Source organism: Ascidiaceihabitans sp., assembly GCF_039986515.1.
Lineage (GTDB): Bacteria > Pseudomonadota > Alphaproteobacteria > Rhodobacterales > Rhodobacteraceae > Ascidiaceihabitans.
This window is the reverse complement of record NZ_JBDWQO010000003.1, coordinates 260,292-283,428: the sequence shown is the minus strand read 5'-3', so window position 1 is coordinate 283,428 and position 23,137 is coordinate 260,292. Positions and strand designations below refer to the sequence as shown.

At 53.6% G+C, this 23,137-nt stretch carries 20 protein-coding genes; 7 read left to right on the top strand and 13 right to left on the bottom strand.

The annotated features are described in order from the left end of the window. The first annotated feature begins 108 nt into the window (after positions 1–108). Entirely contained in the window at positions 109–834 is a 726-nt protein-coding gene (gene pyrH / locus ABJL60_RS01780) for a UMP kinase (RefSeq protein WP_348373502.1), read from the top strand. Between the two features lie 380 nt (positions 835–1,214). After that, positions 1,215–1,514, top strand: a complete 300-nt coding sequence (locus tag ABJL60_RS01775) for a YciI family protein (protein WP_348285364.1) — start codon at positions 1,215–1,217, stop codon at positions 1,512–1,514. A gap of 73 nt (positions 1,515–1,587) precedes the next feature. On the opposite strand, the gene ABJL60_RS01770 is transcribed toward ABJL60_RS01775, so the two are convergent. From ABJL60_RS01770 to ABJL60_RS01715, 12 genes are all read right to left on the bottom strand, one after another. Further along, positions 1,588–1,824 (bottom strand): hypothetical protein, encoded by a 237-nt coding sequence (locus ABJL60_RS01770; protein WP_348373501.1) that lies wholly within the window; start codon positions 1,822–1,824, stop codon positions 1,588–1,590. 210 nt (positions 1,825–2,034) lie between these two features. Beyond that, positions 2,035–3,537, bottom strand: coding sequence for a CoA-acylating methylmalonate-semialdehyde dehydrogenase (locus ABJL60_RS01765; RefSeq protein WP_348373500.1), 1,503 nt, complete (start codon positions 3,535–3,537; stop codon positions 2,035–2,037). A 48-nt stretch (positions 3,538–3,585) separates the two neighbouring features. Then, positions 3,586–4,437 (bottom strand): ABC transporter permease, encoded by an 852-nt coding sequence (locus ABJL60_RS01760; protein WP_348373499.1) that lies wholly within the window; start codon positions 4,435–4,437, stop codon positions 3,586–3,588. A gap of 3 nt (positions 4,438–4,440) precedes the next feature. Next, positions 4,441–5,679 carry an ABC transporter permease gene (locus ABJL60_RS01755; RefSeq protein WP_348373498.1) on the bottom strand — a complete coding sequence of 413 codons (1,239 nt, stop codon included), beginning with the start codon at positions 5,677–5,679 and terminating at the stop codon, positions 4,441–4,443. Between the two features lie 77 nt (positions 5,680–5,756). After that, on the bottom strand, positions 5,757–6,818 hold the full coding sequence (locus ABJL60_RS01750; RefSeq protein WP_348373497.1) for an ABC transporter substrate-binding protein: 1,062 nt from the start codon (positions 6,816–6,818) through the stop codon (positions 5,757–5,759). Positions 6,819–6,878: 60 nt separating this feature from the next. Beyond that, positions 6,879–7,973: an ABC transporter ATP-binding protein gene (locus ABJL60_RS01745; RefSeq protein WP_348285358.1), complete on the bottom strand. Its 1,095-nt coding sequence runs from the start codon at positions 7,971–7,973 to the stop codon at positions 6,879–6,881. Between the two features lie 169 nt (positions 7,974–8,142). Then, positions 8,143–9,609: a PLP-dependent aminotransferase family protein gene (locus ABJL60_RS01740; protein ID WP_348373496.1), complete on the bottom strand. Its 1,467-nt coding sequence runs from the start codon at positions 9,607–9,609 to the stop codon at positions 8,143–8,145. A 761-nt stretch (positions 9,610–10,370) separates the two neighbouring features. Further along, a complete protein-coding gene (locus ABJL60_RS01735) occupies positions 10,371–11,375 on the bottom strand; it encodes an AraC family transcriptional regulator (protein WP_348373495.1) in 1,005 nt (334 codons plus the stop codon). A gap of 64 nt (positions 11,376–11,439) precedes the next feature. Next, entirely contained in the window at positions 11,440–13,668 is a 2,229-nt protein-coding gene (locus ABJL60_RS01730) for a molybdopterin cofactor-binding domain-containing protein (protein WP_348373494.1), read from the bottom strand. Between the two features lie 2 nt (positions 13,669–13,670). Then, a complete protein-coding gene (locus ABJL60_RS01725) occupies positions 13,671–14,135 on the bottom strand; it encodes a (2Fe-2S)-binding protein (protein WP_348285354.1) in 465 nt (154 codons plus the stop codon). A gap of 819 nt (positions 14,136–14,954) precedes the next feature. Next, positions 14,955–15,512 carry a GNAT family N-acetyltransferase gene (locus ABJL60_RS01720; protein ID WP_348373493.1) on the bottom strand — a complete coding sequence of 186 codons (558 nt, stop codon included), beginning with the start codon at positions 15,510–15,512 and terminating at the stop codon, positions 14,955–14,957. Between the two features lie 274 nt (positions 15,513–15,786). Next, positions 15,787–16,281 (bottom strand): MarR family transcriptional regulator, encoded by a 495-nt coding sequence (locus tag ABJL60_RS01715; RefSeq protein ID WP_348285352.1) that lies wholly within the window; start codon positions 16,279–16,281, stop codon positions 15,787–15,789. Between the two features lie 79 nt (positions 16,282–16,360). On the opposite strand from ABJL60_RS01715, the gene ABJL60_RS01710 reads away from it, so the two are divergent. Together ABJL60_RS01710 and ABJL60_RS01705 are read left to right on the top strand one after the other, a co-directional pair. Next, the gene (locus tag ABJL60_RS01710) at positions 16,361–17,251 is read left to right on the top strand and encodes an EamA family transporter (protein ID WP_348285351.1); all 891 of its coding nucleotides are present in this window, start codon (positions 16,361–16,363) and stop codon (positions 17,249–17,251) included. An 11-nt stretch (positions 17,252–17,262) separates the two neighbouring features. Beyond that, the gene (locus ABJL60_RS01705) at positions 17,263–17,904 is read left to right on the top strand and encodes an NAD(P)H-binding protein (protein WP_348285350.1); all 642 of its coding nucleotides are present in this window, start codon (positions 17,263–17,265) and stop codon (positions 17,902–17,904) included. 431 nt (positions 17,905–18,335) lie between these two features. Here the strand turns inward: ABJL60_RS01705 and ABJL60_RS01700 are convergent, their stop codons facing one another. Next, a complete protein-coding gene (locus ABJL60_RS01700) occupies positions 18,336–19,289 on the bottom strand; it encodes a LysR family transcriptional regulator (RefSeq protein ID WP_348373492.1) in 954 nt (317 codons plus the stop codon). 141 nt (positions 19,290–19,430) lie between these two features. Between ABJL60_RS01700 and ABJL60_RS01695 the strand changes: the two genes are divergently transcribed. The 3 genes from ABJL60_RS01695 to ABJL60_RS01685 all read left to right on the top strand — a co-directional run bounded on the left by ABJL60_RS01695 (position 19,431) and on the right by ABJL60_RS01685 (position 23,098). Next, the gene (locus ABJL60_RS01695) at positions 19,431–20,372 is read left to right on the top strand and encodes a glycine betaine ABC transporter substrate-binding protein (RefSeq protein WP_348373491.1); all 942 of its coding nucleotides are present in this window, start codon (positions 19,431–19,433) and stop codon (positions 20,370–20,372) included. A 102-nt stretch (positions 20,373–20,474) separates the two neighbouring features. Beyond that, positions 20,475–21,527 (top strand): betaine/proline/choline family ABC transporter ATP-binding protein, encoded by a 1,053-nt coding sequence (locus tag ABJL60_RS01690; RefSeq protein ID WP_348373490.1) that lies wholly within the window; start codon positions 20,475–20,477, stop codon positions 21,525–21,527. Next, the gene (locus ABJL60_RS01685; protein ID WP_348373489.1) at positions 21,524–23,098 is read left to right on the top strand and encodes an ABC transporter permease subunit; all 1,575 of its coding nucleotides are present in this window, start codon (positions 21,524–21,526) and stop codon (positions 23,096–23,098) included. The genes ABJL60_RS01690 and ABJL60_RS01685 overlap by 4 nt, the downstream gene beginning before the upstream one ends. Positions 23,099–23,137 lie beyond the last annotated feature (39 nt).

The following is a 23,137-nucleotide window of genomic DNA, read 5'->3' as shown; positions in this document are numbered from 1 at the left end:
CCGGAAGGAGAATTTGCGAATGTCCGCTGGCTGACCCTGCGGTTCCTCAGCTACAAGAGCTCAATTTACAGTTGAAAATGAGGCTAAGCTTCGGTTTGGGAGGAAAACATGCGGATTTTGGTGAAGATTAGCGGCGAGGCTTTAGCAAGCGGTGCATCCGGCGTTTTTTCGGACGAAGCAATCACTCAAGTTGTTGACCAACTACTTTTTCTTCATTCGAATAATATCGATTTAGCTGTTGTCGTCGGTGGTGGCAATATTTTCAGAGGGAGTAGTTCCTCTGATTGGAACATTGAACGTGCCGAAGCAGACAACGTTGGCATGTTGGGGACTATAGTGAACGGCATTTTGTTGAGGGCGAAGTTTGAAGCAGCTTCGAATGTTCCAATTCGTCTTATGTCAGCTGTTGATATCCCACAAATCGGTGAAAAATATGTGCGCCGAAGAGCCAAACGGCACTTGGAAAAACGGCGCATCGTCATCTTAACTGGAGGGATTGGTGAACCGTATTTGACGACTGACTATCCATCTGTCCAGCGAGCCGTTGAACTCGGCTGTGAAACCGTGCTTGCAGTGAAGAATGGAATTGATGCCGTTTATGAAAGCGATCCGGCGGAAAACCCTGATGCTCGCAAATTTTCTAGTTTGACATTTGAACATGCAATCAAAGAGTCACTCGGATTTATGGACCGTGCGGCGCTGGTTCTTGCTGAGCAGCACGATATGAAAATTCGGGTTCTCGGCTTCGAAAACCAGCAAGCTGCATTGGAAGCGCTTAAGGATGGAAAGATTGGCACGACGGTGACGCGGACAGGCCCCATATCCTACCATTAGGAGAGACAATCTCCCTGATGCGGGCATTGAATCTGGCTGAATGAACGGCGGCTTTGTCCGCATAGCAGACCTTAACCGTGGCGGGTCACTGATTTTTCGCTGCCACACGGCCGCAAGTCCGGTTTGAGCCCATTGCGGAAGTGTCAAATTCTTGCTGCGCACGCATGCGGCGTAAGAAATGCCGCTTGCGCGAAAAAACTGATGGCGTCTTGCAGCGAAAAGATTGGACATTCATGTGGGCCGCGGTAAGGATCATACGTTGAATTCACAGATCGCATATCTTTGTCACCGTTCACCTTTGGTATCAAGCTTGCGTAGAACTGGCCCTATAGCTTGAAAATAAACCAACCTATCTTAAGGTCGTAAAGACGGAGGTCGCTATGACACGCTGGGTAGTGATATTTAGAGATACGGCCGACATGCTTGCCGTGCGGGCGAGCCAAGAGCTGCGCGATGCGCATGTCGCGTATGCGAAGAAACACCCTGAATTGTTGATAGGTGGCGGTTTGAAGCCCAATCCCGACGAAGAGTTTTGTGGCGCACTTTGGGTTGTTGAAGCCGCAGAAAAATCGGAAGTCGAAGAATTGGTTGCCAACGATCCATTCTACTTTCCCGCCCATCGGACATTCGAGATTTTTACTTGGGGAAAGCTCCTAGAAGACCAAACAGCCACCCTCTGACTCTGGTAGTAAGGCTCACGCCAAAGCGTTTAGTTGGCCAACCGATGCTCTTGCTTTGGGCCAGTTAAGCCGCTTAGCCAGTGAAACAGATGATACCAAACAGGATGAAGCCAGCAATGAAGACGGTTTCAATAACGGTCAGAACAATGGCTTGTCCGCCAACATCAAAGATGGTTCTGAACGATGTCTTCATGCCGGCCGCGGCGATGGAAACCAACAGCGCCCAACGGGACAGGTCGGCAAGGAGGGATTGCAGGAACTCAGGGATTCGACCCGTAAAGTTATTGGCAAAGGTCAGTCGGGAGGCCATCGGGCGCAATCTCCTTGGTCGCAAGCGCAGGATGTGGCGCAGCGTGGTGTGTTAGGATCTTGGGAGGCCATTTCGTGAAATGGGTGAAGGAGACACACAAGATGCATCCCCTTCTGTTTTCAGGAAATTCACAGCTCCGCTGTTTTGACAGCACTCAAAATCAACAAGAGTTGTCAGCAAAATAGGGTCAGACCTGCAAGCGTGAAGTTTCTATGCGTCTTTGCCAGCCGTGAAGTTAAATTCGGCACCGGTACGGATGCCCGATGGCCGGCGTGTCGTCATGGTCTTAAGCCGCGTGCAAAAGCGAACGCCTTCCATGCCATGCAGATGGTGGTCGCCAAACAACGACCGTTTCCAGCCACCAAAGCTGTGGTAGGCCACAGGCACCGGAATAGGCACATTCACACCCACCATCCCGATCTTGACCCGTGACCAGAAATCGCGCGCGGCATCCCCATCGCGGGTGAAAATCGCGGTGCCATTCCCGTATTCATGATCGTTGATCATATCGACGGCCTGGTCATAAGACTCCGCACGAACAACCGACAGGACGGGGCCAAAAATCTCTTCGCGGTAGATCGTCATATCCGTTGTCACATTATCGAACAGGCAACCGCCGATGAAATAGCCGTTTTCATAGCCCTGCAATTCGACGCCACGTCCGTCCACAACAAGGTTGGCGCCCTTGTTGATGCCTTGGTCGATGTAGTCGTGGATTTTGTCGTAGCTTTGCTTGGAGATAACAGGCCCGAGTTCTGAGCTTGGGTCAGTGTAAGGCGCAACTTTGAGCGCACGGATGCGTGGCGTCAAAGCCTCGATCAACCGATCCGCTGTGCCTTCCCCGACGGGGACCGCCACCGAAATCGCCATGCAGCGTTCGCCCGCCGACCCGTAGGCCGAGCCGATCAAAGCATCTGTGACTTGTTCCATATCCGCGTCGGGCAAAATGACCATGTGGTTCTTGGCACCACACAAGGCCTGCACACGTTTGCCCGCAGCGGTGCCACGCTGGTAAATGTATTCACCGATTGTCGTGGACCCGACAAAACTGACAGCGTCAATCAACGGACTGTCGAGCAACGTATCCACGGCCTCTTTGTCGCCGTTGACGACGTTGAACACACCTTCGGGCAAACCAGCCTCGGCCAGCAGTTCGGCGATGCGCATGACGACGGATGGATCTTTCTCGGATGGTTTCAGGATGAACGCGTTGCCAGTGGCAAGGGCGACCGGATACATCCACAACGGCACCATGGCCGGAAAATTGAACGGGGTGATCCCTGCAATCACACCCACCGGCTGGCGAACCGAAAAACTGTCCACATTCTGACCGACGGCTTCGGAGTATTCCCCCTTGAGCAGCTGCGGCACGCCGCAGACAAATTCCACCACTTCGATCCCACGGGCAATTTCGCCTTTGGCGTCGGGGATGGTTTTGCCATGCTCAGCCGACAGCATCACCGCCAGTTCTTCGATGTGCCTCTTCAGCAGATCGCGGAAGTTGAACATCACTGCGGCGCGCTTGGCCGGGGGTGTTGCGGCCCAACCGGGGGCGGCTTTGGCGGCGATGCCGATCACGGTATCGACGTCTTCCTTTGTTGCCAGTGTTACGCGGCTGATAACCTCGCCAGTGGCTGGATTAATGACATCTCCAAGGCGGCCGGACGTCCCCGGCCAGTGTTCGTTAGATACAAAGTGACCAATGGAATTCATGTGAAATCCCCTTTTTTGTTTGAGTGTGATGAAAGTAAAGTGTTCGGTTTAGTGTGCCGTGGTCCGCATTCGTTCCGACCTACGGCGCAGCATTTCCAGCGTGACCAGCAGTGCGATGGATGTCAGAATCAGCAATGTCGCGACGGCCAGAATAGTTGGGTTGATCTGTTCCCTCAGGCCCGAAAACATCTGACGCGGGATCGTGCGCTGTTCGGGTCCGGCGATGAACAGGACAACAACAACTTCATCAAAGGATGTGATAAAGGCGAACAAGCCCCCCGAAATCACCCCGGGCCGGATCAACGGGATCACGATATCCCAGAACGCTTTCAACGGTCTGGCACCCATGCTGAGACCCGCATTGTAAAGGGACCGATCAAACCCTGCCAAGGTCGCCGTCACTGTGATGATCACAAAAGGCACGCCAAGGGCAGCATGGGCGAGGATCAGCCCTGAGTAGCTGCCAACAAGATTGAAGCGCGAATAGAAAAAGAACATCCCCGCCGCGATAATGATCAGCGGCACAATCATCGGCGACAACAACAGCGCCATGATCAACCGTTTGAACGGCATGACAGGCGACGCCAGCCCGACGGCAGCGATTGTCCCCAAAACCGTGGAGATAAGGGCCGCAGCAAACCCGATGACAAAGCTGTTGCGAATGGCAATCATCCACTTGGGGTCATTGAAAATATTGGCATACCAGCGGGTTGAATAAGCAGCCGGGTCAAGCGCTAGCATGCCTTCGGTGAAGGAGAAATACGGCTCAGTGTTGAACGACAGCGGAATGATGATGAGGATCGGAACCATCAAGAAGGCGAGCACAAGAAAGGCCGTAGCGCGCAGGCCATAGTGGCCCAGATAATGCCAGAAGCCGAAATAGGGAGGAAGGTGCTGCATGGATTATCCCAACTTGATGTTTCCGGCCCCGACGAAACGGTCGTAAAGCCAATAAAGGATCAGGATCATGCCCAGCAAAAGCGAGCCAAGTGCCGCGGCAAGTTCCCAGTTGTTTGATTGCTGCATGTGGAAGGCGATGATGTTCGAAATCATCTGCCCGTCGGTCCCACCCACAAGTGCAGGGGTGATGTAATACCCGACCGAAATAATGAAAACGAGGAGCGCGCCCGCGGACAGGCCCGGCAATGTCATCGGCAGGTAAACCCGAATGAACGCCGGGATCGGGCGGGCGCCCATCGACAAGGCTGCGCGCAGAAAGCTTGGGTCGATACCTTTCATCACGCTGAACAAAGGCAGGATCATGAAGGGCAGCAGAATGTGGGTCATGGCGAGGATCGTCGCGAATTGGGTATAGAGTAATTCAAGCGGGGCATCGGTAATTCCAACGGCCATCAACATCGAATTCACCACACCATTGGTCTGCAACATCGCGATCCATGAGGTGGTGCGCACCAAGAGCGAGGTCCAGAAGGGCAACAACACGAACACCATCAACATATTTGCGTACTTTGCCGGTGCGCTCGCCATGTAATAGGCCAGCGGATATCCCAGCAGAACGGTCAGGCCAGTGATAATCAACGCCGTCCACAGCGTCTTGGAATAAAGCTGGACGTAGATTTGCGTGTCTTCACGGGTTTGGATGCCCCCATCGGCCCCTCGTTCCAGATCAAGGGCCGTCAGGTAGTAATTGGACGTATACACATCGCCAGAACTTTGAATGGCGCGCCATGTCTCGGGTTCGGCCCAGCGTGCATTCAGATTAACAAGGATTTCGGCGCCACTGGCGGCCAGCTCGGCCTCTTCGATGCGGCCCAACCGGCGGGCCGTTGAATTGATGATGCTGCTGAACCCTGGCAGGATGCGGTTGATTTCTTGGCCCAACTTGCCCGCAGTGCGGTCTTTGGCCAAACGCCCAAGATCAATCGCCATCTGCGCCAGCATGGCGTCACTGGGCAGCGCGGTGTTGTCCCATCCATCAAGGGTCTGCAAGGTATCGGGGATAAGTTCGGCGACAATCGGGTGATGCACGCTGCGAAACAGCATAGTGGCAATCGGGGCCACAAAGGTGAACATCAGGAACGCCAGAATGGGCAGAACGAACATGAACGCCGCGCGTTTGCGTGTGCGCAATTCTCGCATCGCCGCACGTCTGTCTGTTGTTGAAATCACGTTGGCATTCATCTGATCGCATCCCGCAAAATGAAAACTGGTGGTGGTCCACGCCGCAAACGGTACGGCGTGGAGCCTGCATTAGAGGCCTATTGCAGCAGCCATTCGTTGAACTGCTCGCCCAGGGATTCGCCAAAGTCAGCCCAGAAGATACCGTCGGCCTTCAGACCCTGATCAATGTGTGATGTTGGCAGATCCGGCACGACCGCCGCATCAACATAGGCCGCAGACGACAACCGTGTCGGGCCATAGGCCACGTCCGCCATCCCCGCCAAGGGGCGCGACTGTGTTGCCGAAGCAATGAAATCCATGGCCAGCTCTTTTTGCGCGGACCCGCGCACGATGGCCCAGACGTCAAGGTCAAAGACGTGGTTGTCCCAGACCATCTCAAACGGTTTCCCATCTTCCTGAATTGCGCTGAAAATACGCCCGTTCGCAGATTGGACCATCACCGCACCGCCGTCGTTCAACAGTTGGGGGGCTTGGGACCAGCTGTCAAACCAGACGATGTCATCACGGATCGTTTCAAGTTTTGTAAAGGCGCGGGCCTGACCTTCTTCGGTCGCCAACACTTCATAAACGTCCTCTGGCGCGACCCCATCAGCGATCAATGCCCATTCCATGTTGACTTGTGGCCGCTTGCGAAATGCGCGCATGCCGGGGAACCTTTCGGTGTCAAACAGATCGGCAATTGTGGACGGCGTGTCACCTGTCATTGTTTCACTGTTGAAGGCATAGACGATTGTCCAGACGATCACGCCCACTCCGCATTCGTTGGCCAACGCCGACGGGATGAAATCATCCATGGCGGGGGTGCCATCATCACCGGCAGGAAGAATGTCACGTGGAATGATTTCAAGCAGGCCTTCGGAACAGGCGCGTTCAAGGTCGATCACCTCGATGTCGACCACATCCCATTGGACGTTGTCCGCCTCAACCTGAGCTTTGATCTCGGCGATGCCACCGGAATAATCCTCAAACAGCACGTTTGTGCCAGTCGCTTCGGCAAATGGGCCGATCATGTGTTCCTGCTGGGCTGCACCATATGCGCCGCCAAACGAAACCACCGTCAAATCTTCGGCGCTTGCAAGCGAAGCAAAGCCCAGCACGAAAGCCGCCGCACTGGCCAGCATGTTTGGTCTTAAAGTCATATCTTACTCCTTGTTGTGATGGTGCGCACTTGTTGTCCGCATCCGAGATGGCGCATCCAGTTAGGCCGGAAACGCAAAACAATCTTTCTTAAGCCAAACCAGTTGGCCGGTCTGACCTTCCTCAAATTCCGGCGCGGCCAGATCATTCAGAACCTTGACGTTCATTTCGGTTTTGTCGGGAAGCTGAAAATAATACCGGATGAAATCTCCGACATAGTGTCGGGCAACAAATGCAGCTGACATTTCGTTTTCATAGGCGTGTGATGTTGGCTTGATGAACAGCTTTTCCGGCCGCACAGAGATGTTGCAACTGTCGCCGGCTTTAACCCCGTCTGCGCATTGTGCCGTAACCGTTTCGCCGCCGCTGATCACAACCTGCGCCAAGGTGCCATCGATCGATTTGACCTTGCCGGGCACAAAGTTGTTTTCACCGATGAAGTCCGCAACAAAGGCATTGCTTGGTTGTTCATATAACTCTGCCGGGGATGCGCATTGTTGCACTACACCATCGTTGAACACGGCGATTCTGTCCGACATCGACAGTGCTTCGGTCTGGTCGTGCGTCACATAAACGACGGTGAACCCCAGTTTCTTGTGCAGCCTGGTGATTTCATACTGCATCTGTTCGCGCAGCTTTTTGTCCAACGCGCCCAAGGGTTCGTCCATCAGGATCATGTCGGGCTCAAAGATCAGCGCACGCGCCAGCGCGACCCTTTGGCGTTGACCACCCGACAATTGACCGGGAAACCGCCCGCCGAAATCTTCCATCTCGATCAGCTTCAGGTATTCGCTCACCCGCGCCTTGATATGGTCTTTGGGCATTTTGCGCACAGTCAGCGGATAGCCCAGATTTTCTCCAATCGTCATATGTGGGAACAGAGCGTAATTCTGGAACACGACACCGATGTTGCGCCGATAGGGTGCAGTTTTGGTGATTGATGTGCCGTTGATGGCAATATCGCCGCTGGTGACACCTTCAAAACCGGCAAGCATCATCAGGACCGTACTTTTGCCGGACCCCGAAGGGCCCAACAACGTCAAAAACTCACCTTTGCCCACATCAAGTGTGAAGTCTTTCACAACCAAGGTCTTCTGGTCATAGCTCTTTTTGACGCGGTCAAATCGTAAGAAGGGTGTTGCGGTATCCGGGTCCATGAAACTCTCGTTGATCATCAGTGAATGCGATGCGAAAGGACACCAAATCGGACTTCCCCACCGTCGGGAAAACACCGCTAAAGCAGCCTCAGCTTCACAAGTTCATGGATGTTAGTTCGCGTTTTGCGAAGTTTTATAGATACAGATTTTGGTCGTGTATGGGTACAGATTAACCTTCGTTAATCGCGCACCTCAGCTTGCCCAAACCTTCTTCCAGTGCCGCATCATCCACACAGGAAATGCCAAATCGAAACGAATAGGTGCCGTCGCCCGGATCGTGGTAACAGCTTGAAATCTCTTCGATAACGACGCCGTCCGACAATGCGCATGCTACAATTTGTTTTGCGGTTCGGGTCTGGCTGAGGTCGGTCATCATAAAGTTTGTTCCCCCCAAGGAACTGCTGATCTGAAAGTCCTGAAAATCCTGTTTCAATATCTCATGGGCCAAGATCCATCGCTGCTCAAGCGACGCATGCAGCCGCGACAAGAGGGCATCATAGTGCCCGAACCGCAAAAAAAGTGCCGCCGTGTTCTGCAATATCATCGGAGCATGGCGAATCATTAATCCGCGCAAGGCTCGCGCTTCGGTGATCAGTCTTGGGTCCGCCACCAAAAAACCAATGCGCAGCCCGGGTGCAAGGCTTTTGGACATGCTGCCAATATAGATGACCCGTCCGGATTTATCCTGCCGTTGCAACGCAAGGTTGATATCTTTGCGGTAATTCAGCTCGCCATCATAGTCGTCTTCGAGGATCAGAAAGTCGTATTCATCAGCCTTTTGTAGCAACAGGTTTCGCCGAGCGGCAGACATTGACGCCGTTGTCGGGAATTGCCGGTTGGCCGTTACATAGACCAGATCAACCCCCATAAGGCGCTCGTCCACAACAAGGCCCTCATCATCCACCTCAATGAACTGGACATTTCCAAACAGCCGCTCGAAAATGTTGCGTGCTTCGGGATATCCGGGGTCTTCAAATGCCACCGTCTTATCGGCCCCCCCAAGCAGTGAGGCGACAATATAAAGGGATTGCTGACTTCCCATTGTCACCAGAATATTCTCGCTGAAGGTGAAGATCCCGCGCAACGGCAGAATGCGCTTGCGGATCTGGTCCAGCAATTCCTCGCTGTCGCGGTAAAAATTGTCTCCGGTCCAGATGCTTAGGTCGTGCCGGTTCATCGCCAGTCTTGTGCATTCTCGCCATTCAGTCAGCGGGAAATGCGCAACATCGATCTGGCCGCAGACCAGTGGGTACGGGCAATCCCGCCAGTTTTCGGGTCGCTTGATGCTTTTGTTTCGCGAGGGCCGCACCTTAGTGTTCAGGTGTTTCTCAAGGTCAACCGACTGATGGACCTCGCTGACCACATCAGACCCATTTGGCGGCGCCAATCGCAGATTCGAATGCACGAAATACCCTGACCTGTGGCGGCTTTCGATCAACTCATCTTCTAAAAGTCGCGCATAAGCCCCAAGGACCGTGTTGACCGAAACGTCAAGCTGACCCGCCAACAATCGAACTGACGGCAATTTCGAACCCGGCGGCAGGATGCCATCCAAAATCACTTGGGAAATTTCGGCATGGACCTGATCGCGCAATCCAACTGGTGAGGTTCTATCAATGTCAATGCGCAGGATCATCGGGATTATGCCTTTACCGTGTTTGGGGATTGGTACTCAGCGATAGTTTGCGGTTGTCCCGGATCAAAGCGATGGTTCTTCTAAGCGAACTCAGAGAATATCCGATTAATCTTCGCTGTTTGGCAACCCTTCTCCTCCAGCCTGGATGAATGCGATTGCTCAACATTGTACTTTCTGATGATCAGAGGGCACCCAAAATGTGGGTCATTTGGACATCAGGTCGGGTTTGTCATAAGAAAATTCTAGGAATTCAGTCGAGTGGCAGCCGGTTGGCCTGTGTACAAGGGTAACCATTTTGAATTTGCCACACAATTTGAGGTACTTCTCTATGAAGCACCTGACTACTGCGACAACCGTTCTAAGATTGCAGCATGAGCATTGGTTGCACCTGCAAAAGGCGGGTCTGTCCCGTGACTTTCGTGTTGATCTAGCGAGCAGCGAAAGGGAGGTTCTGGTTTGGTGATTTTTGACGACCTTGAACGACTGCTTCGGTGACGTGGGCTGCGATGCAGCAAGCGTGTGCTGCAGCCGCGAACAATTACTACGTTAGCAACATGGCCAAATGGGAAAGGCGGCTTTGTCCGCATAGCAGACCTTAACCGTGGCGAGTCACTGATTTTTCGCTGCCGCACTGCCGCAAGTCCGGTTTGAGCCCAATATGACCGATGCTGCACCGTGTATAAACAGTAACAATCTGCTGAAAGCAGCCATTGCAGCCCAAATGAACGGCGCTGACACGGCATTCGTTTAATCTGCAGGGGCTACTGAATCGCACGAAATTCGGACGGTGTTAAACCCACACTCGCGCGAAAGTCTCGGCTGAAATGGGCACTGTCGGAAAACCCGGCGCAAAACCCAATCACTGTAAGTGGGGTGTCGCCAGACTGCAGTAGACGGCAGGCCTTAGAGATACGCACCAGGCGAACCAAGTGCGAAAAACTAAGTCCAGTTTCGCCCAATCTGCGCTGGAGCGTCCGGCTTGACAGACCTAACGCGCTTGCCAAGTCGCCGGTTTTCCATTGACGCGCAACATCTCGCATCAATAGATCGGTCACTTTTTTGACCAGGGCCGCTAAGGATTGATCGCCGATCGGTGGCAAATCTAACAGCAGCAGCGCTTCATCTGTTGTTCCCATACCTTCAGGGTCGGCGTGGGCCCTCCATCCAATTGTCCATTCACCGGTCACAAGACTGGCCGGATCATCAGGGAGCCAAAAGCAGCGCTTGTCGCGAATGCGCAAAACCCTGCCTCCCTGCGCCGCCATCTCGCACGACAGCCCACGACAACCGATGCCTTCCAAAAGCCCAATGATCAATCCACAAATAAACAGGTTCTCCGCTGCCGTAGGAATGCCGTCGCCCGTCGAGTAACGCTTGAAACGAGCTTTGTTTCCATCGGAAAAATCAATTTCCAATCGGTTTTTCGAATGGGAAAACACTTCAAACCGACGCCATTTACCAAACAATACTGCTGGATTTTCAGAGCGAAGTGCGTTGTGCCAAATCGGATCATATGTGACGTGACTGATCCCTTGACCGATTGACAATAGCGCCTCCTGACCGCACTCGCGCCCGACAGTTTGCAATAAGCTGCGCTTGAATTCTGCCGGAATATGGGCCTGGCGCAACGTATCGACGCCACCTAAGTCCTTAGGGAGCAACGCCGGGTGAGTTTGTCCGAGATAGATTGCGACAAGGTCAATCAGGCTCGCTTTGGCGAAATTGCGAATGAGATAACCTCCACAACTATTTGGTAGCTCAGGCAATCGACAATTATGGCCATACTTGATGCAGGTTAGGATCGGCCATTAACCTATACAACAGACTTCGCTAACCCGTCTCGTCAAAACGACTTTCGTAGGTCATCGGCAGGTGCCGGTTCCGCTGCCCTGTCGCTGCAAATACCCCGTTTGCAATCGCCGCTGGAACTGGTGGCAGTGCCGCCTCACCCACTGCGGATGGGGCCGTGTCAGCCGGCACAACCAATGCCACTTTCACCTCAGGGGCGGACTCTTGGCGAAGTGGTTCGTACATATGGAAATTGTCTTCATCGATACGCCCCGCGGCAATTGTGATCTGTTCTTTCAAACTCATACTGCAGCCCCAGATAATATTGCCCATTATCTGACTTTCTACCTGATGTGGGTTTAGCACCAAGCCACAATCCTGAGCACACCAAGCTTTAGTTACCCGTACTGCGCGTGTTGTGTGATCGATCTGAATGTCCACAACAACGGCGGCGGCGGTTTCATCTTTGTAAACAGCACACGCCAGCCCACGTCCGGTTTCGGGGGGGGATGGCCGACCCCAGTCGGATATTTCGGCCACCTCACGCAATACATTGGCTAGTCGATCACTGCTTAGTGGCAGGTTTTGCAAACGGAATTGCAACGGGTCGATACCCGCTATGAACGCCAATTCGTCCATCATACTTTCAATAGCAAAAGCGTTTGGTGCAGACCCAAGGCCGCGCCAGGCATTGATTGGGACCGGAGTACGGACAGCCGCGTAACGGATGCGCCGATTTGAAATGTCATATTGCGGAACAATGCCGCGAATTGTTCCATCATCTGGGGTAGCAATATCAATTGCCTTGCCAACCAAACTGGGCACTGTCCCTGTCAAGATGGATGAAGAAACAAAGTCATGATCCCAGTGACTTATTTTGCCGTCTGAGGTGACTCCAGCCTCGATGTAATGCGCAAATTTCGGTTGGAAATAATTGTTCTGAAACTCGTTCTCGCGATCCCATTGCACGCGCACTGCCCGGTTGAAGATGGCCGACAAACGCGCTGCCGCCTCGGACGCCTGACAGGGCACCCGCCCACCAAATCCGCCACCGATACGGTGCGTGTGCACAACAACATCTTCGGCCTCTCGACCAAGGATCTTTGCCACCCGGTTTTGAACGAAATATGGGTCTTGCGTGCTGCACCAAACCTCAATCTTGTCCTCTTTTACCCAAACCACACCAGAACGCGGTTCAATCGCCGCATGGGCCGCAAAAGGCGTGTCGTAGCGACCGGTTACACGATGTTTGGCATGCCGCTGCGCCGTGCCTAGATCGCCAGATGACCACAGAGTGTGGGCGAAATTATCGTCTGAACGAAATTTTTCGACATCAAGACGAGAGTCTATTTGGCCCTGATCAAGCGTCTCGTCTATTTTCCATTGCGCATTTAAGGCCTCAATAGCAGCTCCAAGAATAAACGGACTTTCAGCAACTAGACCAATAAAGTCATCGCCTTTGTCGATTTCAACGCCAATGATGCCCGGTATTGCGCGGGCTTTGTTTGTGTCGGCTGATAGAAGTTTTGCCCCAAAGCCTGGCGGGTAAATCACAGCGCCAAAAGCCATGTCAGGGACCTGAACGTCACGGGCGTAGGTCATCTGACCGGTAACAATTGCCTCTAGTTCATGATGTCGCCAATCTTGTCCGATTGCCTTGTGGTTTTTGGCTGATTTCAAGGCAAGTCGTGGCAGGGTGTCATCTGGCAGCAATTGGTCCTCGCTGACAATAACTTCTGTGTCAGGCACCAAGTCGCTGTAACGGAGGGTGGTACCATCTGGCAAAACAAATCCTGCTCGACCGTCCTTGATCTGGTCCGCAGGCAGATCAGATTTTTCCGCCCCCAATCTCCGCAATGCCTCGCGCAGCTGTGCCGCGCCCCAAGAAACCGGATCAAAGAAATTCGCGATACTTTGGCTGCCAACGGTCATCTGAAACGGAGGAACCTGATCTGTATCAGGCAGAATGCACTCAATATCGGCCTGATCAATATTCAGCTCTTCAGCCACAACCTGACTAAGCCCCAGTCCAGCACCTTGCCCCATTTCCATTCTTGGGCAAAAAAACCGGATGCGCCCGTCGGCCATTGCCTGAAGCCATAGCACCCCGTCCTGAGTGTTGGGGGCGTCAAGCGTCGGGAATGCGGGCAACTTGGCGCGCATCACGGGATAAGAAGCATAAGCGGCAACTGTCAGACCTGCGGCAATCCAGCCAGTCTTTTTCAGAAAAAGCCGGCGGTTGATTTTTTTCGTTTCGATTCGTTGTTTCATGGTCAAGCCTCTTGCGCGACGCGGACAATGGCCTGGCGAATACGTCCGTATGTTCCGCACCGACACAAGTTCCCACTCATTTCTTCGCGAATTTCCGCATCGGTCGGATCGGGCACGCGTCGCAGCAGTGCTGATGCGGTCATTATCTGCCCGGCCTGGCAATAGCCGCATTGCGGGACACCTTCGGCGATCCAAGCCTGCTGAACCGGATGCAGCCCCTCTCCAGAGAAAGTCTGCGCCAGCCCTTCGATGGTCGTGACCTGCGTGTCGTCTAAATCTGAGACATATGTCTGGCAGGATCGTGTTGCCACGCCGTCAAGATGCACGGTGCAGGCTCCACAAAGCCCGATCCCGCAACCAAATTTAGTGCCCGTCAGTCCCGCAAAGTCGCGAAGAAAGTCCAGCAAAGTCACGTCCTGCAATTCTTCAGGCACGGTGACCGGGCTGCCGTTAATTACTAGTTGCATGATGAGCTCCTCTTTTTTTTCAGAGTAAATTCATAACTTCGGAGGCGATATGATAATCGCGCCAAAATGCATGACATCCGCGAAAACCGTCAGGTTTCGATTTAGGAACTGTGCTCAAGCAACGGAAAAGTATCAGGCCAAGATAAATGCAGTGTTAGGCATGAAGACGTTTCATTCCCTGCATTGCGGAAAATAGAATAAGGTGAAATGCAATCGCGAGCAGCCCGATTAGACCGTCAAAAAATGGTCCAGTCGCGACGTGACGAAACCAGCCGTTGGTGCCACTCCGGCGAAAGCTAACTTTGTCCGCCTGACTGTGAGTTCGAGCAACTCCGAATGTTGCTCTTCCAGCGAATGACCGGATTGTGGACTACGACCGCAGCATCTTGGCCAATGGACGAAGGTCCGAAGGGGGCCGTCATGAACTACACTCGTTACATTGAAGGGAAGTCGGCTGACGGAGTTTCCTGATCGAAGACTCTTTCCAAAGCATCTTGGAGTTCTGTAGGCATCTCGAGAAACTGCTTGGTTAAGGCGGGCACGCAGTTGGTCTTTTCGTGGCGAGATTTTGCAATTTCCAACAACAAGGCTTCCACTAGCTCCGCCTTGCTCGGCTCTGGCAGGCTTGTAGATGCGGCCAACCCACAATGAATGGCCTTCAGCGCTTCCAGCTTATCGTCACTTACCCGGACCGGGCACAAACTCCTTGGCCTCTCCGCACCAGCACATCAAATCGGTACTGAGGCAGGAGGTAAAGGTCGGCAGAGCGCCAAAGTGGCGTTCCTTTCTTGGAGTTGAACGGCAGCTTCCATAACTAGCTCACTCAGCCAGCGAAATTTTGAACTCCAGCGTCTCGTACCCACCAAGAGACTTATCGGCAATATAAGTTCTTGCCAAAGTGCCGCCTGCTTTTTCGATGACCCGCATCGACGCAGGGTTATCAGGGCTGGTGGTAATTTCGACGTACTTCAAGCCGATTGCCTTCGCCTCTGGAAGAATTCCTAGAAGCGCGGCAGACGCCAACCCTTCTCCTTGCCGCCAAGGCACGACAGCGTACCCAATGTGACCCAAACAAGTTGGAGGCAACTCTTCGGTGCCCGGTTTCCATCGCAAACCTATTTGGCCACAAAATCCATCATCCCAGATCCAACGACGGATACTTGGCAAGCGTGGCACTTTCGAGCCGTCTGGCAGTGTAACTGGTCCTCCCCTTGCAGTCGGATCATCGAGATTCAAAATAAATGATGGTGCGTCCTTTGAGATGCTGTCTAATTGCTCTTGTGCGGCTTCGGACCGCAAATTGGTTGGCGACCAACCTCTTCGCAAAGCCGAGACGTAAGCGGGAATGCTATCAATGCTTGGCTTGAGCAATATCATTTGGTCGGTTCCATAAGTAATTTTCTTGAAACAGACATTCAGGCAAGGCGCTGCAAATGGCAAGAAAGGCTCAAAGCGGATATGCGCCGGCGCGGCAGCAGGGGCGCAGCAAGTCCGCGCGAATTCCCAGCCGCCCGATGGCTGGTGTCAGCCCATAGCGGTCCTCGGGCGGAATACCTGACAATTCAAAAGCAGATTTTGGTGTCCAACTGAGTGAACAACATCGATGTGGAATTAGTAGCCGTTTTTGCTTACCGGCAATGGCGGCTTAGAGTTAGACTGCGTCGGTTTCTACAGACCCTGTGAGCATTCTAAGAAGGTCGTTCAACTCGCCTCTTTGCTTGTGGGAAAAGCCATCCATCAGCCGATGCTGTGTCTTCACATGGTCGGTCACTGCGGCCTCAATTTGTGTCATACCGTCTTCGGTGAGACGGATAAGAAAACCACGCTTGTCTTCGGGGTTCGGTACCCGCACAACAAGCCCCCTCTTCACCAGCTGGTCGACGCGATTGGTCATTGTTCCGGATGTCACCATTGTCAGGTCAAGAAGCTCGCCCGGGGATAATCCATCCGGTTTCCCTGATCTGCGTAGGGTCGCCAGAACATCAAAACTGGCGGAGTTAAGCCCATGGGCCTTCCAGGTTTTTTCCATCTCACTTCGTAACATCGCCGCGAGGCGATACAGCCGACCGATGGTTTCCATTGGTCCAACGTCTAGGTCGGGGCGGGCGCTGTTCCATTGCGCGACGATGCGGTCAACTTGATCCATGAAGTGGTGAGTAGTGACAATTCATCTTGACGTCAAGATTTATCCATGTATCTTGACGTCAAGAGAAATGGAGCCCAGCATGAACCGACAAATTGACCTTGCAATCACCGCCATCGCGCCCTTGGTCTGGGGCAGCACCTATTATGTAACGACTGAGTATTTGCCTGTAGGCTATCCAATCACGATGGCCGCACTACGCGCCTTGCCCGCCGGGTTGATACTGCTGGTATTGGCCAGGCAATTGCCCCAAGGAATTTGGTGGGCACGTGTTTTTGCGCTTGGGGCGCTAAATTTTACTTTGTTCTGGACCTTGCTGTTTGTCGCTGCTTATCGGCTTCCGGGCGGCGTTGCAGCGACTGTTGGGGCGGTTCAGCCGCTCATCGTTGTGTTCCTCGCCTCAATCGTCCTCGGGTCCGCCATAAGACCCACATCAATCACCGCCGCGGCCATGGGTATTGTCGGTGTCGGCTTTCTTGCGCTTGGCGGGAACGTTGGTCTGGACCCAGTCGGGTTGGCTGCGGGGCTTGGCGGGGCAATCTCCATGGGAGCGGGGACGGTGCTGACGCGTAAATGGCAACCTTCTGTACCGCTCCTTACCTTTACCGCATGGCAGCTGAGCGCGGGGGGGCTGTTGCTGGTGCCGCTTGCTGTTTTGCTTGAGCCACCCCTGCCAGCGTTGGACGTACAAAATATCCTCGGCATTGGATATCTTGGCCTCATTGGCGCAGCACTAACCTATATCCTGTGGTTCAGAGGCATTTCGCGCATCGAACCGGGCGCGGTATCCGCCCTTGGCTTCCTCAGCCCGTTGGCCGCCGTTCTGATCGGCTGGGTGTTGCTTGGTCAAGCTCTCACCGTCTGGCAGATCGTCGGCGCTGGAATCGTTCTTTCTGCAATATCGCTAGGACAGCTATCTGGTCGGTCCCTGCGCCTCACTCCCCTACAACACGCAAATCATACAACCAACTAAAGGAAATTCCGATGAAAATTATCGTATTTGGAGCAACCGGTGACGTCGGCTCTCGCGTCGTCACAGAAGCCGTCACTCGCGGTCATGACGTTACCGCGGTGGTCAGAAACAAGGCAGGGCTCGCCAAGCTACCGGAAACTGTTAAGGGTCTTATCGCAAGTGTCAGCGATCCCTCGGCCGTTGCAAAAGCCATGGCAGGCCATGATCTGGCGATCAGCTCTCTTCGCACGCCGTCCGGCCACGAAGGCGACGTCGTCGCCCTCACGCGATCCATCCTCAAAGGTGCTTCGATCGCGGATGTCCGGGTGATCATCGTCGGCGGTGCCGCGCGGTTGCGTCTTCCAAACGGCAGTCCGCATACTGTTCTTTCCGACCCTGATTTCCTGCCCGAGAGCATCGTTCCAACCGCCAGAGCCTCGCTCGCGCAGGCTGAGCTTTGCATAAGCACCGTCGATGCGGACTGGACTTACGCCAGCCCCTCAGCCCTTCTGCGGCCCGGGGTCCGTCGGGGAAAATTCCGAATTGGCGCCGATACGCTTTTGATCGACGCAAATGGCAACTCGGAAATCTCAATGGAGGATTTTGCCGTTGCTTTGGTAGACGAAGCGCAGAGTGCCCAGTTCATACGGACCTCATTTACCGTCGGGTATTGAGAACTAGCTCCTAGGGGCGTGAAGACATATTGCACTCCTCCCTTGTCATCTGGTGGAGTGTTTTCATATTTCGGATCGATCAATTTTGCCGGGTTGAGCTAAACGCTTTCACCATTGGCCTGCTATTGTCGGAGCTGCCATTCGCTACGCATCGGTCCAAAGTGCGGTTCCGGGCGCGGCACTAAGCTTTGCAAATTGCACTATCTGCGCAAAGCAGACACTGGCGCTGACTGTAGTTGGTGTTTCAACCAAAAGGACCAACTGCCAGTTGTCCGATCATCAAGTACGCAAAGGTCATCACCAGCGGCGGTTCGTTGGCTTCTCTGATCCCAGGCACCTCTGTGATCCTCTTGCAGTCGTCCGCATAGCCCTTAGTCTACTCTTTCGCAACTTAGGGAGTGGTCGAAATTGAACGCAATTTCCAATCAACTTCAAGCTGTTGAAAAGGCTTTGGTCTCAGACGCAAAGATCTCCAGAAATGTTTTGGAAACGTTGTTGGGCCGCACGCCACGACGAATGGCGGTCTGCACAGTAACAACGCGATCATATCCGCCATTCGCGATATTCTTCATCCGGCCATCCGCAACCCATTCTTCAGCAAAATAGGAGGGAAGGTAGCCCACGTATTTTCCTGTCAGGATCAAAAGCGCGTTGGCCTCCATCTGATGAGCAGTCGCATTAGATGGAAAATCCCGGGTCTTCGGGGCTACGACGTCTTCGTTGAGATACGCGCGCTTCGCGAATAGAGATCGGTGCAAGGCTGCCTCTACCTTGGCTGGATCGTCCAAGTCAAAGAGAGGGTGATCTGCGCCGCAATACAAGCGCACCATCTCTTTGCAAACATCTGTGTAGATCAGCCCGGGCTTTGGCGAATGAAATACTCCAATCCCAATCGACACCTTATCGTCGAGGACTGCAAACTCGATATCATTGGGGGCAAGCGAATGCATTTCGATGGTCACATCCGGTGCTTTGCTCATGAACTCAGACAAAGCTCTGACAATGGGCGCAGACTTGTTTGACGCCCAGTTTTCTATGATCCCCAGTGACAGATGCCCAAATAGCCGGCCTCTTGAGCCGTCTACCGTTTCCTGGAATTCTCCTAATGCGCCAAAGAGTTTCTGCGCTGCCTGATAGACCGTGGTCCCATTGTCTGTGAGGCGAAAGCCTGTTCGACCTCGATCGCACAACCGCATACCCAAACGGGTTTCAAGCTCTGATATCTGGCGTGAGATCGTCGAGGTCGCAACATTCAAGACCACTTGCGCGTTTGAGAAACCCTCGGCTTCGGCAACGACGCAAAAGACGCGCAGCAAGTGGATGTCGGCCTTCGCTATCTGTTTGGCAACCATGCTGCTCTGCCTCTTAGTTGTATCTTTGTGCATCTCGAGTCCTGATTATTGTAATTTATTACATTTGTAAAAGGTGCAGAATTTTGTCGTGGGCGATGCGTCGACGGGTCAGGTTGGATTTCGCGGAGCAATGAGAACCCCGTTCAAGAAATGAAGGACAACATGGAGAAGAGAATGAACAAGCTAACGAAACTGACTACAACGGCCGTGTTGGCCACGCTTGGTACTGGTGCATTCGCCGCTGACGTTGTTATTGGCGTGCCCAACTGGCCATCGGTTCGTGTCACTGCGAATGTTTTGAAAATTGTCCTTGAGGACAATCTTGGTCTGGATGTGGAGCTGCAAAATGGCAGCAACCCCATTGTATTTGAAGCAATGGATTCCGGGGCGATGCATGTACATCCCGAGGTTTGGCTGCCGAACCAGTCCAACCTTCACAACACGTTTGTAAAGGAAAAGGGCACTGTCGCGATGAACCCCAATGGGATCTCCGCTGATCAGGCAATGTGTGTGACCACCGCCACCGCTGAGCGGACGGGCATCAAGGCGTTGTCTGAGCTGAGCGATCCTGACATGGCAGCCAACTTTGACACGGATGGCGATGGTATGGGCGAGATCTGGATCGGTGCAGCCGGTTGGGCATCGACAAATGTTGAAAAGATCCGCGCCAAATCCTATGGCTACGATCAGACCATGACGTTGAAGGAAATGGACGAGACATTGGCGTTGGCCGAGGTGGGTGCTGCCACGGATCAGGACAAGAATATTGTCTTTTTTTGCTACACGCCGCATCACATGTTCCAGCTCTATGATTTGACCGTACTGGACGAGCCTGCCCATGATCCGGCCAAGTGGAATGTGGCGCAGCCCACCGATGATCCAAACTGGTTGGAAAACTCTTCAGCTGGTGTTGCTTGGAGCAAAGCCTATTTGCACATTCACTATCAGGCCGCGATGAATGAAGACGCGGCAGCAATCCTGTCCAAAGTTGACCTAACCTCGCAACAGGTTTCCGCCATGGTCTACGCATTGATTGTGGAAGAACAAGATGCCGCCGAATTCGCCCGCAAATGGGTCGAAGAAAATGCAGACCAAGTGGACAGCTGGCTGAACTAATTCAACACTCCCGTGCCTCGCACGTCAACAGATGTGCGGGGTGCACTTGCAAGTGCTGACCTGTCATTCGGCACTTGCCTTTTTCCCAATAGGTCAAAATCAATGAATGATAACTCTGTCATATGCCTGGACGGTGTGTGGAAAGTTTTCGGCGAACGTTCGGATGAAGCAATCAAAGCCATCGAAACCAGAAACCTGAGCAAGGCTGAGGTGTTGGGCGAGTTTGGTTGTGTTGTCGGCATCGCTGATTGTTCCTTCTCTGTTCAAAAGGGCGAGATTTTTTGTGTGATGGGGCTTTCAGGTTCCGGCAAATCCACAATGGTCCGACACATCAACCGTTTGATCGAACCCACTGCGGGCAAGATTTCTGTTTTGGGCAAGGATGTGCTCGCGCTGTCGCCAGAAAAACTGCGTGAAATGCGCGCTGTGAACCTTGGCATGGTATTTCAACACATGGCCTTGCTGCCGCACCGCACTGTGCGCGACAATGTGGCGTTTCCTTTGCAAGTGCGCGGAGAACCAAAATCTCGCCGCTGGGAAGTCTCGCAACGCTGTCTGGAACTGGTGGACCTTCAGGGCTACGAAGATCGCTTCCCGCGTGAGCTGTCAGGCGGCATGCAGCAGCGGGTAGGCTTGGCCCGCGCACTGGCCTCGGACCCGGATGTCTTGTTGATGGATGAGCCATTCTCGGCGCTCGATCCGTTGATCCGTCGCCAGTTGCAAGATCAGTTCATGGCGCTTTCAGCAGAACTTGGCAAAACAACCGTTTTTATCACCCATGATCTGGACGAAGCGATCCGCATCGGCACCCGAATTGCCATTATGAAAGACGGGCGCATCGTACAAATCGGCACACCAGAAGAGATTGTCACCAAACCCGCAGATGATTACGTGCGCGATTTTGTGGATGGGATTTCCAAGCTCAAGCTTGTCTTTGCCCATTCCATCATGGTGCCCCTGGGGGAATACACACCCAAAGCTTGGGAAGATCTGTCGCAAAGCCCGCGCACGGCTCATGGGACAGATTTGGATACGCTGATTGATATCAGCACTGCCACTGAACATCCCATCGTGATCACATCTGATGACGGTACTGACGTTGGCGTGATCGACAAACCGACCCTTCTCAAGGGCATTCAGGGAGGTAAGGCATGACCGATACAGGATTGGAAAGCGGCCCCAGTGCCGCCAGCACGACAGTCGCCGATTTCACTGTCCAGAATAACGCCTTCTATAAGACGGCGTTTAAGAAAATTCAGGATACCAATGGGTTTGCATGGTCATGGAACACAATGGCGGCGGTCTTTGGCCCGCTTTGGGGGGCGGCCCGTGGGATCTGGGGGTTCTTCTGGATGTTCCTGGTGTTGGAGCTCTTCGCGCTGGTACAGATCGGACGCGGCCTTTGGGGGGAATTGGGTGCGGAGCAACTGGCAAAGTTAGAACGCGCACTCAATAACATTGAAAAACGAGAGGCGCAGGCGGCAGAGCTGCTGGCCAATGGCGATGCGACGGGGGCCGAGGCAAAACTCAAGATCGCCGAGAACCTGAAAAAGGTTGCCGCACGGGCGCAGGAACAGGCTGATCTAGCCTCAGCCGAGGCCACAACAATTCTACTGACAGGGATCGTGATCCTTGTTGTCATTAAGCTGCTGGAAGGGTTCTACGCCAATGTTGCCTATGAGGCGCAATATCTGAAATGGCGGACAAAACCGGAGAGCCAGCAGTCAGGGATCAAAACCGCAAGCCTGATGTTCGGATCGGCCATGGCATTGGCCATTGTCCCGCTGACATTGCTGCGGTTTACGGTGACCAACCCCGATCAGGTGTTGGCCAGGCTGACCTCCGGCCTGATAGGCGAGACAATTCCAATAACTGAATTCCCGGTCAAAAAAGAATACTTCTCTGCCCTTTCCAAAAGGGGTGATGCAGGATTTGATTGGGCCGCGGAAAATTTTTCGGACACGTTTGACGGTATAACCGCAGGCATTCGCTGGTGTCTGGACGGGTTGGAAATTTTGCTGCTGCAAACCCCTTGGCCTGTGGTCATGCTGGTGATTGTTGTGATGGCCTACCGCTTGGCCGGACCACGTGTGGCAATTTTTACGGCCGCCTCATTGGCCTATCTTGCCTTCATGGGGCTTTGGGAACTGTCCATGATCACGGTCGCATTGATCGGGGCTGGGGCGCTGCTGTGCATCACCATTGGCGTGCCTTTTGGCATCTGGTTTGGAAAATCCAAGCGCGCCTATGCCATCGCAGAACCGGTGCTGGATTTCATGCAGACCATGCCCGCCTTTGTCTATCTGATCCCAATCATTGCCTTTTTCGGCACGGGCAAACCTCCGGGGGTGCTGGCAACGTTGATCTTTGCGATGCCACCGGTGATCCGCCTCACCGCATTGGGGATGCGCGGCGTGCCCGAGGCCACCAAAGAGGCCGCCATCGCATTTGGCTGTTCGCGGCGGCAATTGTTGTTCAATGTTGAATTGCCGCTGGCGCTGCCCTCGATCATGACAGGGATCAATCAAACCATCCTGATGTCGTTGTCCATGGTTGTCATTGCCTCATTGATCGGGGCCGATGGGCTGGGGGCGCTGATCCTTGAATCCCTGCAATACGCTGCCAAAGGGCAAGGGTTGCTGGGTGGTCTTGCCATCCTTCTGTGTGCGATGGTGATCGACCGGATTGCGCAGGGCAGCTATCGCAAAAACGCTGGCGGTTCCTGACCGCCAGCCTCTCCTGAAAAACTGTTTTGATACTTGCGC